Source organism: Microbacterium arborescens, from assembly GCF_049707515.1.
In the GTDB taxonomy this organism is placed as follows: domain Bacteria; phylum Actinomycetota; class Actinomycetes; order Actinomycetales; family Microbacteriaceae; genus Microbacterium; species Microbacterium arborescens_B.
In genome coordinates, this window is record NZ_JBNAFI010000001.1 from 23,233 (window position 1) to 34,437 (window position 11,205).

At 62.7% G+C, this 11,205-nt stretch carries 8 protein-coding genes; 7 read left to right on the forward strand and 1 reads right to left on the reverse strand.

Translation table 11 applies throughout. The features are described 5' to 3' along the window. The first annotated feature begins 175 nt into the window (after positions 1-175). The 7 genes from ACPYN5_RS00115 to ACPYN5_RS00145 all read left to right on the forward strand — a co-directional run bounded on the left by ACPYN5_RS00115 (position 176) and on the right by ACPYN5_RS00145 (position 6,299). Positions 176-1,318, forward strand: a complete 1,143-nt coding sequence (locus ACPYN5_RS00115; protein WP_424446947.1) for a glycosyltransferase — start codon at positions 176-178, stop codon at positions 1,316-1,318. A 50-nt stretch (positions 1,319-1,368) separates the two neighbouring features. Then, positions 1,369-2,193, forward strand: coding sequence for a hypothetical protein (locus ACPYN5_RS00120; protein ID WP_424446948.1), 825 nt, complete (start codon positions 1,369-1,371; stop codon positions 2,191-2,193). Positions 2,194-2,225: 32 nt separating this feature from the next. Then, the gene (locus ACPYN5_RS00125; protein WP_424446949.1) at positions 2,226-3,473 is read left to right on the forward strand and encodes an oligosaccharide flippase family protein; all 1,248 of its coding nucleotides are present in this window, start codon (positions 2,226-2,228) and stop codon (positions 3,471-3,473) included. Positions 3,474-3,524: 51 nt separating this feature from the next. Next, the gene (locus ACPYN5_RS00130) at positions 3,525-4,790 is read left to right on the forward strand and encodes a hypothetical protein (RefSeq protein ID WP_424446950.1); all 1,266 of its coding nucleotides are present in this window, start codon (positions 3,525-3,527) and stop codon (positions 4,788-4,790) included. Positions 4,791-4,851: 61 nt separating this feature from the next. Next, positions 4,852-5,133, forward strand: coding sequence for a transposase (locus tag ACPYN5_RS00135; RefSeq protein WP_424446951.1), 282 nt, complete (start codon positions 4,852-4,854; stop codon positions 5,131-5,133). Next, the gene (locus ACPYN5_RS00140; protein WP_424446952.1) at positions 5,052-5,732 is read left to right on the forward strand and encodes an IS5 family transposase; all 681 of its coding nucleotides are present in this window, start codon (positions 5,052-5,054) and stop codon (positions 5,730-5,732) included. The genes ACPYN5_RS00135 and ACPYN5_RS00140 overlap by 82 nt, the downstream gene beginning before the upstream one ends. Positions 5,733-5,744: 12 nt before the next feature. Then, on the forward strand, positions 5,745-6,299 hold the full coding sequence (locus tag ACPYN5_RS00145; protein ID WP_424446953.1) for a DEAD/DEAH box helicase family protein: 555 nt from the start codon (positions 5,745-5,747) through the stop codon (positions 6,297-6,299). 129 nt (positions 6,300-6,428) lie between these two features. Here ACPYN5_RS00145 and ACPYN5_RS00150 read toward each other — a convergent pair whose 3' ends face one another. After that, on the reverse strand, positions 6,429-11,126 hold the full coding sequence (locus tag ACPYN5_RS00150; protein ID WP_424446954.1) for a CBM96 family carbohydrate-binding protein: 4,698 nt from the start codon (positions 11,124-11,126) through the stop codon (positions 6,429-6,431). Positions 11,127-11,205: the final 79 nt, after the last annotated feature.

The window sequence follows — 11,205 nt, forward strand, 5'->3', positions numbered from 1 at the left end:
CTCCTGCGCGGCAGGCTAGCAACTGGGGACGCATCCAGGCATGCCGAGGAGGCCCCGGGGATTGTCCCCCCCTTGTGAGCTGCCGCATGGGCTCAACCGGGTCGCGATAGGGTAGGCGGGCATCCCGACGGCAGCGGTGCAATTCATCCGAGCATGAGTGGGAGCAGCAAACGGCATGGCTTCATCTGTCGCAATCATCGGTACACGCGGGTACCCCAGCTATTACGGCGGCTTCGAGACCGCTGTTCGAAAGCTGTCACCGTATCTCGCCGACGAAGGCTGGGATGTCATCGTGTACGGCCGGAAGGGCGCGACGAAGGACGATGACCCGGAACGCGACGTCCGCATTCGCACGGTGGTGACCGGCGGTGTCGAGAGCAAGTCGCTCAGCACCCTGTCATACGGGCTTACAGCGTCACTGCACGCGCTGAAGGACAAGCCCGACGTCGCTCTGGTGATGAACGTCGCCAATGGCTACTTCCTACCGCTTCTCAAGATGCGCGGCATCAAGACCCTCGTCAACGTGGACGGCATCGAGTGGGACCGCGCCAAGTGGGGGCGCCTGGCGAAATTCGTGTTCAAGATGGGCGCGAAGTTCACGGCTAGGTTCGCTGACAACCTGGTGTTTGACTCGCGTGAGATCGAACGACGCTGGAACACCGAATTTGGGCGCGAAGGTGTCTTCATCCCGTACGGCGGTGACGTGCCGGCGGAGCTGCCGATCGAGCCCGGCCTCGAACACCGCGGTTACGTGCTCGTGGTGGCTCGCTTCGTACCAGAGAACACCATCCCAGAATTCCTCGACGCCGCCGAGCTCATCGCAGAAAAGTATCCCGTGGTGATTGTCGGTTCATCCGGATACGGCGGCCCCCTCGATGAGCAGGCCCACGCGCTCGCCGCGAAGAACCCCAATGTGCATGCCCTCGGCCATATCAGCGACGATGCCCGTCTACTGTCGCTGTGGCAGCATGCGGGCGTCTACTTCCACGGGCACAGCGTGGGAGGAACCAATCCGACACTGGTTCAGGCGATGGCGACCGGCACGCCGATCGTCGCTCGGGATACGGTCTACAACCGTGAAGTCCTCGGCTCTGGAGCTCGCCTCTGTCCTCCGGAGCCGACCGCCATCGCCGCGTCCGTCGTTGAGCTGATGAGCGATCGGACGGCGCAGACTGCATCGTCCGAATCGTCCCTGGAAAGATCACTGGCGTCCTACACATGGCCGCTGGTCAACTCTTCATACGACGCGGCATTGCGTGACCTTGTGCGCGGTTTCGGGGCCGCCCGTTCTCGTCAGAGCGGGCAGCGAACGAAATGAGCAGAGTTGTCCGGTCCGTGCGATATCGCCTTCGGCGTTGCCAGGTACTGGTGTGGGCGCTCGCGCTGCGGGCGCTCGCGCGATATGGCCGGAAGCGCCTCGTATCGACTGCAGGCCCGGTGGTATCGCTGACCAGTCATGGCTCTCGTTTACGTCGATGCCACATCACAATTGAGAGCATTGGACGAGGCGACAGTCGTCCGTCTCGGCTGCTGCTGTGGATCGATGATCCTGCAATCTTCGAGTCGCTTCCTCCCGCCCTCGTCCGCCTTCAGCGTCGCGGATTGGAGGTCAGGCTGACGTCGAACTATGGTCCGCACACCAAGTACTACCCATTCGTGTCCTCGATGGAGGACCTCGAGACGCCCCTGGTCACCGCGGATGATGACGTGATCTATCCGCCTCGCTGGCTGTCCGATCTCGTAGAAGCAAGTGGAAGAATGCCGGCGTGCGTCGTCGCGTACCGTGCTCGCAGAATCAGCGTCGATCGGGACGGAGCGATCACGCCGTACGACGCATGGCCATTCAGTGCGGAGCCACGTCCTTCGGTCCTGAATTTCGGGACTGGCCACTCGGGTGTGCTTTACCCCTCAGCGATGCAGAAGGCCCTACGTGACCGGGGTGAGGCCTTCGTGCCCGTCTGCCCTCGCGCGGACGATGTCTGGCTGCACAACACCGCGCTGCGCGAGGGCATCCGGGTGAGCCTGGTCCGCCGACGCTCGGTCGCTTTCGATACCCTCTCGGGCACCCAGCGGGGGGCTTTGAAGCACTCGAACGTGACCGCTGGCGCGAACGACGAACAGATCCGCCGAACATACTCGGATGCTGACCTGGATCTCCTCAATGCGGCAATGCAAGAGGAACTTGCTTCATGAGGCAGCGGGGCAGCTCCTGGCACATTGCCCTCGTGACGCTCGGTAATCTCTCGTCCCCGATCGTTGCGCTCGTCACCGCGCCCCTACTGGCTCAAGGGCTGGGAGTTGTTGCGAGGGGGGAGCTCGCAGCGGCTACAGCGCCCCTGTTTCTCGCCGCCGCGGCCCTGACTCTCGGTTTGCCGGACGCGGTGACACACTTCACAGCTCGGTTCAGTCGGTACGCACGACGTTCATTTCTCGCGAACTGGGCATTGCTCACCGTCGTCGGGGTGGCAGGGACGGTGCTGGTCTTTCTGCTGGCGCCGCCGCTTTCCGGCGGGTCCGACGAGCTCCGGGACTTGATACGCATCTGTGGGACGGCTCTCACACCCGCACTGTGGGTCGGAATAGGCAGAGGATTCGCACGCGGGCTACAGCGGTGGTCCCTCGTCGTCGCCGAGCAGATCGTCAGCTCGACGGTCAAGCTGGTGGGAGTGGTCGCTTTGCTCGCAACCGGGAATCTCAGCGCCTTGTCGGCATCAATACTCCTCAGCGCCGCGCTGTCGGTCGGCGGCCTCACGTATCTCGTGATCATCCCGCTGCTCCATCCAGGGGCGCCGTTGGAGCCCCACCGAAGGATTGTGGGTTTCGGGCTCTCGGTCTGGCCGGGCGTACTCGCGGGAGTGGTGCTGTCCCGACTCGATCAAACCCTCATCCTGCCGCTGTCCAGTGCCGCAGCGCTTGGCGTTTACGCAGTTGCCGTCAGCATTGCCGATAGTGCCCGTGTCTTCAATATCGCGGTTCGAGACGTGATTTTCGCTCGAGAGTCCGCCTCTCGGGACGACGAAGCGCTCGCCCTCGCGTCGAGGTTGTCAACCTTGATCACCGTAGCCATGGCCGGAGCTGTGGCCGGCGCTTCGTTCTTGGTCGTTGTCCCTCTTTTCGGCGTCGAGTTCGCGTCCGTCCCGCTCGTCGTCAGCATCATCTTGCTAGGCACGGTGCTCGGAAACCCAGGGTCGGTCCTTGCCGCGGGCATTTCGGCACGGGGGCGGCCCTGGCTGAGAAGCATAGCTATCATGACGGGCGTGGCCGTGAATGTCGTGCTGCTCCTTCTCTTGGTCCCCGTGCTCGGCGCAGTCGGAGCTGCGACAGCTGCTGCGGTGGCAAATGCGCTGACTGGGCTAATGGTGGTGGTTATCGCGTGGCGCGTGTTTGAGATCCCTCCATCGAAGGTTCTCCGCCCCAGGGCGAGCGACACCCGCCGTCTGTGGGAACTCGTTTCGAACCTGCGGCGCCGCTGAGCACAACGTGCTGGCTGGGCCTCAACCCGCCGCCCCCGTAGGATGGCGCTCATGACCGCAGAAAGAGTGCTGAGCCGGAAGCAGCAGCGAGGAGCGATCGCACCGGCATCCGCTCTTGAACGAACCTCACTTGCTGCAGTCTTGCTTGCGATCGTTTGTGTATGGCTGTTGGGTTGGCTTCCGAACCTGCTCACTCTGCTGACAGCGGGACGCGGTCAGATCAGCGGACTGTCCGCGACGGTTGAAGCCACCGAGCTGGCGGTTAGAGCCTCGAACCTGCTTTCGTACGGGGCCTTCGGCCTGCTCCTAATTGCTATCCTCTTCTCCTTGCCACGTGTGGCGGCCGCCCGGCCCGGGCCGTACGTTCTATTGCTTGTCGCGTGGGGCGTTATCAACTTGCTCAGTGGCGCCGATGTGTCCCTCACGAGCGTGACGCTCCCCGTATTCGTATTCGCATGGATGCTAGTGCGACCACCGGCTCGCTACATCTATCGCCTCCTTGCCTGGGTTGGGGTGGCGACCGCGGTCATTTCCGTGGGGTTCGCATTAGTGTCGCCTCTCGCGTTCATGTCAAGCGACTGGGCGGCGAACGCTGATAAGGCCCTTTTCGGTAACGATATCCTCGCGGGGCCTTATAGTCACTCGAATGCTCTCGGACTCTCCCTCGCATTGACTCTTCCCTTTGTTGCTCTGAACTTCAGGAGAACATTCCGCCTGGCGGCCGTTGTACTCGTAGCCGGAGCGCTGCTGTGGTCCGCCTCCCGCTTGTCTACCGCCGCCGCTGTATTCGCCCTCTGCGCGAGCATCATCGCCATCAAGGCCTCTGAACCGGTGGCTCGTCGCCTGTTGTCCGCGGCGATCGTCGGGCTAGCTTTTGTGATCGTCTTTCTGCCGCTCCTCACAACCAACCCCACTTTCTTCACGAACCGGGGCCTCATTTGGATGACGTCGCTTCGTCAGACACTGGATGGTGCGTGGTTGATCGGTGGCGGCGGATCTTCGTATCGAGAAGTGAACGAGCTGACCACGGCGATAGGGTTCGTGTCGACTACCGGGCACAACCTCTTTGTGACGTTCTTCACCACTGGGGGGATCGTCACAGTTCTCCTCATCCTGATGGTCATGGTCACGGCCTATATGAACGCCAGACGCGTGTTCAACGCCGATCGTCTGCAGCTGCTTTTCCTCTCCATACTGTTGGTCCTGTGCGTCGCCGAGGACCCGCTCCGCGCCCTCGCGTTGGGACCGCAGTCGTTCGTGATCTACCCGATGCTGCTCGCGATGATTGACACCTCGGTGCGAGGAGACAGCGAGTAGCCCTCGCCCTAGGCCCTATTGCTAAACCTGTTTCGGCAGGGCTCGGGCGAGTCTTGAAGGCGTGCAGCGTGACGTGATCTCGGATGAGGCGTGGGCCGTGAGCGGGCCGCTGTTCCCGAATGTGAAGTCGACGGGTCGGCCGCCGGTCGATCGGCGGGTCGTGGTCGAGGCGACGGCGTGGCGGTTCCGTACCGGTGTGCCGTGGCGGGACGTGCCGGAACGGTTCGGGAATTGGAACACGATCTACAAGAACTTCAACCGGTGGGCCGAGCAAGGCGTCTGGGCACGGCTGCTGGAGAAGGAGCAGTCCCTCGCGCACCAGAGCGGCAGAGCGGCGACCTAGATTGGGTCGCGTCGATCGACTCCACAATCGTCCGTGTGCACCAGCATGGCGCCACCCTGCCGCGCGCCACAGGGGCGGCGTCGAACTACAAGAAGTTCGGCGACGAGCCGCCTAATCACGCGATCGGCCGCTCCCGGGGCGGGTTGACGACCAAGAGCCATCTGGTCTGCGACGGCAAGGCGCGGGCCCTGGCTTTCATCCTCACCCCTGGGCAGGCCGCCGACACCAGCATGCTCATGGCCACGATGAGCGAGATCCGCGTCGCCGGCGTCCGCGGCAGACCGCGCACACGACCAGATCCGCTGCTGGCCGACAAGGGTTACCCCTCCAAGGCCAATCGGGCGTGGCTGCGGGAACGAGGCATCGCCGCGACGTTTCCCGAACGCGACGATCAGATCGCCCACCGCCGAAAGAAGCCAGGACGGCCGATCGACTTCGGTGACCAGCAGCGGAAACGCTACGAAGGGCGCAACATCGTCGAACGCTGCTTCAACAAGCTCAAGCAGTGGCGCGGGATCGCGTTGCGATCGGACAAGGCCGCCCGCAACCACCACGCCGGACTCTGCCTCGCAGCGACTCTGCACTGGCTCACCTCGTAGCAAGATGGGGGAATGGCCCTGCAACTTCCCACAGAGGTCATCTTCATCGGTGGTCGCTCCGGCGTGGGGAAGTCCTCAGTCGCTACCGAAGCGTCGCACCTGCTGGCGCGCGCGGACATCCGTCATGCGGTCATAGAAGGCGACAACCTCGATCAGGCGCACCCCCAGCCGTGGCATGAAGGAATCGACCTCGCCGGACGAAACCTCGCTGCGATCTGGCGCAACTACCGCTCGATCGGCTACTCGCGCCTGATCTTCACCAACACCGTGAGCGTGCTCGAGATACCTTCGCTCAGCGCCGCGCTCGGCGGACAGGTCCGTTCGTTCGGCGTCTTGCTGACCGCGACCGACGAGACGGCGTCACAGCGTCTGACTCAGCGCGAAGTCGGGACGGCGCTGGACGAACACATCGGACGCAGCAAACTCGCCGCCGCGAGACTCGACGCCGCCAGCACGGCATACAGAGTGCGGACCGACGACCGCCCCCTCACCGACATCGCTGCCGAGATTCTCCAATCAGCAGGCTGGCTCCCCGGCACGCCGATCCCCGGTGGGGACACGTTTTAGCAAACGCACCCTAGTGCCCGTCAGGGCCGACCAGAGTTTCTCAGGGTCAGACCGGCGTGGGGCCGGGGCCGCGGCGCGACGGCGAAGTCCCTTGTTGCGCTCTCCGCGTCGCCACGCCTGTGAGGATCTTCAGTCGCTGAACTTGATCTCCAGCGACGGAGGGTATCGACTCTCGCGCGGTTCGATGCTCACAAGTAATGCCCGTTCGCCCGCGGTGAGGTCGCGGGTAAAGCCGACGTCGAATCTGCTTGCACCCTGAGCGAGATGCTCGCGGACGGCCGCGGTCACATCCATTGGCTGTGCGGACCGCTCTTTGGTGAACGTGGCGCTCGCGATGGTCGGCCCGAATGAGGGTTTAGTCGCGAAGTTGACTTCCAGCTCGTTCCAGCTCCCACGAGTGGTGTGAACATCGATACGCGAGCTGGGAGTCGGTGCAGAGTCGATGAGTGCCCCGCTCACAGTGAGTACCGCGGATTCCACCTGTCGGCCAGCCAGCGAAGCGATGTCATAAGACGCGAAAGCGTATCTGCTGAGCTGGCTGTCTTGCGCGCCGACTTCTGTTGGCTTGACGAGCATGCCGCCGGACTGAGTGCCAAAGTTCTGGTTGAGCGCCTGACCCCCTTGGACATACGCGTCGCCCGAGGGGGCGAGAGTCGCCCTGGAAGGATCCGCAGAAATAACCTGAACCGACTTCGCGCGCTCTTCCCCGTTCCACTCAGCGGTCGCGGTGACGGTAGCGGACCCAGCAGACACAGCACGCATGCGATCATCCTCGATAGACACGATCTCGGGCGCACTGCTCTGAACCTCGACCCTTGCGCCCTCGATTTCCGCGCCTGTTGTGTCGAGCGCACGCACCGTGAGGGGCGCTGAGTTTCCGATGTTGAGATTGGCAGGCGACGAACTGACTTCGACTGTTCCGAGGATGCGGGGGGGTGCCTCGGGGATCGGTGCGGTTACGTCGAAGTCGTAGAACCAAACCTCGTTGATTCCGGTATAGAGATCTTTGGTCCCGTCGCCGTTGACGACGAACCGGACGAATTTCGCCTGCTCAGCGGTCGGCAGCGCGAGTTGCTGAACTGCGGACGGCCCCGTGGCAACACTGTCTGCCTGACGCCTCCATTGAACTCCATCGGCGGACGTTTCGATACTCCACACTGTCCGCTGAGATGAGTTTGCGCGCCACCGCACCGCTACAGATTTGACGGGTGCTGATTCTTCGAGTTCCCAGGTGATGGACTGCCGCCCCCAGGTGTTCCAGTACGAAGTCAGATTGCCGTCGTGTGTTGTGGACGGAGCGGCGCCCTGGCTCAGGGTCGCCTTCGAGCTGAGGACCGGCAGCTTCGGAGGCTGAATGACGACCTGCAGTACTGGAGAGTTTTGGCTCTCCCGGGAGTCCAGCGAGACGAGGATGGGGCGGCCTCCCTCTGGGTCGTCCTGCGTGAAGCCCAGATCCAGTGTGGTGGCGCCGCTTTTCAGTTGAGCCCGCAACGCTTCCGTGACGTCGAGCTTCTGAACCGATCTCGTCTTGGTGAAGAAGGCGCTCGCAACGGTAGGGCCGAAAGCTGGCCTGTTCGCGAAGGTCAGGCCGCCCTCTGTCCACGCCGCACTTGTTGTGTGCGCGTCCACGCGCGCCCGAGGGACATCGGCCGAGTCAATGACCGTCCCCGACATCGAGAGTACCGCGGACCGTATCTCCTGCCCGCGGAGAGAGGCGACGTCAAATTTCGCGTACGCGTATCGGGTTGTGGCTCCATCGGATGAACCGGGGGAGGTCGGCTTCACGAGCATGCCGCCCGACCCAGCGCCATAATTCTGGTTCGCTGTCGCGCCTCCCTGTACATACGAATCCGCCAACGGACGTGCCTCATATCTGGTGGCGTCAGAAACCTTGACTCGTGTGCTCGCGGAGCGGAGGACACCGCCGGACTCTATGAGGCCGCCCACTTCCGTCACGCCTTCTCCGACAGCTGTGACTCTTCGATCAGTGCCCACGCGAATCACGGCCTGGTTACCCGATGAGAATGAGACGGCGCCCCACTGGCTAGCTGGCAGGGAGAAGGTAGCCTGAGCCGACTCTCCCTTGCTCATCTGAGCGGGAATGCCGCTGATTTGGAAACTGCCAGCGTCCGGTGCCCACAGCGCGGACGACGGCACAACGGCTGAGTTGTTCCATGCGTAGAACCTGACCTCGCTGATCGCGGACCAACGATCGCTCGTCTCGTCGCCATGCACGAGTAGCCGCACGTAACGCATGGAGCCCGAGCCCAGAGTGAAGGTTCGCGTTGCGGATTTGCCGTCCAGCGTTAAGTCCTGAACTTTGCGCCAAGTGGATCCATCAGTAGACGTCTCCACTTCGTACTTCGTCCGACCCGCGGAGTTCTGTCGCCAGTCGACAGCCATTGACTTCAGCGCTTTGACGCTACCGAGATCCCAGGTGATCGCTTGATCGCCCCATGTGGCCCAGTATGTTCCTGAATTGCCATCGACCGTGTCGGCTGGTGCGTTCTCCGTCGTGCGAGTAGCTGATACGGAGCGCGGTCGCGTAGCCGCGCGCTCGAACGCGACCACATAGGTTCGCACAGCGCCACTCGAGCTTTTCACGGAGATATTGGTACGCCCGGGCAAAGTTGATGCTGGTGAGATCGATATCGAGCTGCCGGGCGGCGCGGTAGCAGTTACGGGCGGTACCGGCTCCGTGGGATCGACTTCGGTTGAGTAGGAGAAGTTGCGCCCGTCGAAGCTAGAGATAGGTTTGCCGGCGATGCTGATCGAGGTGAGGCGAGACTCGCCGGAGTCGGACGACGCTGACCACGATCCGAGCGGGACTACTGCCTTCGCTACGCCGAGCGACTCTCCCATGACCGGCGTGAACTGTACGGTGATCGTCAAGGACTTCCGGCCAGAAGCCATCACAACGAGCTTCTGCAGTTCGGAGTTCGCAGTTTGCGGCGGGCGAGGCGAAGTGGGGAGAGGTTCCGCCGCCATGACGGCGAATTTCAAGTCACCCGGTGATGTAAGGCGCGCCATGAGTTCGCGACCTCCCAGGTAGAGTCGCGCTGTGCGCCCGTCCGCGCTCAGCTGCACCCGCGCCGCAGTGTGCATGGTCCACATTGCGTCGAACTCGCCCGCAGGCACCGACACTTCATCCTGGAGGAAAACCTCGCGGCGATCCCCGCTCAGCCGAAGGCCACGGCTCCATGAGACGTTGTCGTAGACCCCGTCTAGATTCGCAACTACGAGTCCATCGCGACTGGTTGAGCTAACCCGCTTCTCGTTCTTGTCGCTCGAATGGCTGGGTTTGCTCGCGTCCCGAGGATTGATGACGAGCGTGTTCTGCCCTTCGGCGCGTTCGCGATAGTAATTCCAACGGGCGCCAGTTGGCGCATCTTCGAAGTAGCCAGGAAGGTTGTAGTCTTCCTGTCCCAACTCGGTAGCCCAGGTCTGCCCCAGCGCTCCGAGAACGAAGGTGCCGGCGTCGCGGTTCTGGTGAGCGGATGACTGCCGAACTCCGGTTCGTAGGCCCGCGAAGATCTCTCGCCCGCCCGTCCAGGCGGAACGAAGCGTTGTCGCGGCTGCCCCCTCGAACGCGCCGTCAAAAGGAATGTTCGCATAGGACGCGGCCGCGGGCGTTGTAGCGGGATCGAACCAGGCAACGCGAAGCGCCGGGTAGCTCCCATCGGAATTGTTGACCCCTTCATGCGTGAGGTGGCCGTCATTGAAGATTCGGCCCAATCCGACCAATGCCGCAGATCTGAAACTGCCCGCGTCGCTGTCTCCGAAAGCGAAGCGCGTCCCGCCGGAGCTCGACATTCGTATCGGAAAGTAACCCGTTTGCCGAAGTCCGGGGGTGTCCGTGATCCCTGCGCTTCCGCCCGTCGCGGAGCGCAGCGATGTCACCAAGCTCGTCAGGTATCGCGTTGCATAGTCCCAGTAGGTCGGGCCCTCCGCGTAACCTCCGTCCGGACCATAAGCCGCAAGGCCCAGGTTCAGGTTATCGAGACTCAGAGTGAGCGCTTCTGTAGCAGTCGCTCGATCTTGATCCCAGATGGCCAACGATGACATGGCGATGCCAGAGTTGATGACCACGTTCCAGTTGCTGGTGAGAGCTGACCAGTTTGTTTCTTTGGACTCCGACGAACCGGATGAACTGAATCCCGACTTGTACACTGTCAGGGCGGGCGTGATAGCTTTCTCGACCAGCGATCGAGACAGGGTTGCGCGGTCCGCGGTGGTCAAGTAGGGCCACAACCAATCAAGCGAAATGGCTACGGCAGTGGCCATTTCTGCCGTGTCGATGAACGACGAAGGCCCCCAATCCTTGAACGCTGCGACTCCTACAACCTCACGACGTAGCCGCTCCGCGTACTTCGTGTCGGCGGTGACGAGATAAGCCATGCCGAGATTCAGCGCTCGGTCCAGCACCGTCCGACTTGTTTCCAGCATGCGCTTCCCAGCGGGATACGTCGCGAGCGGCTGCCCCAGCGCGGCATCCGCGCGCTGACGTACGAGGTCGAACTGTTGCTTTTGAGCAGTATTGCTCGTGACCTGCGCGCGGATCCGAGTAACGTCTGCGCTCGTCAAGAGAATTCTTGGGTGCGCAGTTGATACGTTGCCAACTTTCTCGAACGAAGCCACTTGCGTCGCTGCTGTCGTCCCCACCGCGGCGAACTTCTCATCGCCCATCTCGGCGAGGTGAGATCTACCCGCAGCGACCGCCCCGGCCATTGGTGAAGAGATACCGTACGCGGCGGTCGCATGTGCCGACGTGGAGCCAGGTGCGGCGATCAAGCTTGCGGCGAGCAGAATAGTGGTGAGTGCTCTCATCAGGAACTACCCTCCCTCCCCGCTACGCGGGGATCGGTGGCGCTGACCGGAAAGCCGGCCAACTGCAAGTCGTTGCAAC

What these genes read in the sequence shown, in the direction of transcription:
- ACPYN5_RS00115 (WP_424446947.1), top strand. Translation starts at nt 176, where the DNA reads ATGGCTTCATCTGTCGCAATCATCGGTACACGCGGGTACCCCAGCTAT.
- ACPYN5_RS00150 (WP_424446954.1), bottom strand. Translation starts at nt 11,126, where the DNA reads ATGAGAGCACTCACCACTATTCTGCTCGCCGCAAGCTTGATCGCCGCA.
- ACPYN5_RS00130 (WP_424446950.1), top strand. Translation starts at nt 3,525, where the DNA reads ATGACCGCAGAAAGAGTGCTGAGCCGGAAGCAGCAGCGAGGAGCGATC.
- ACPYN5_RS00145 (WP_424446953.1), top strand. Translation starts at nt 5,745, where the DNA reads ATGGCCCTGCAACTTCCCACAGAGGTCATCTTCATCGGTGGTCGCTCC.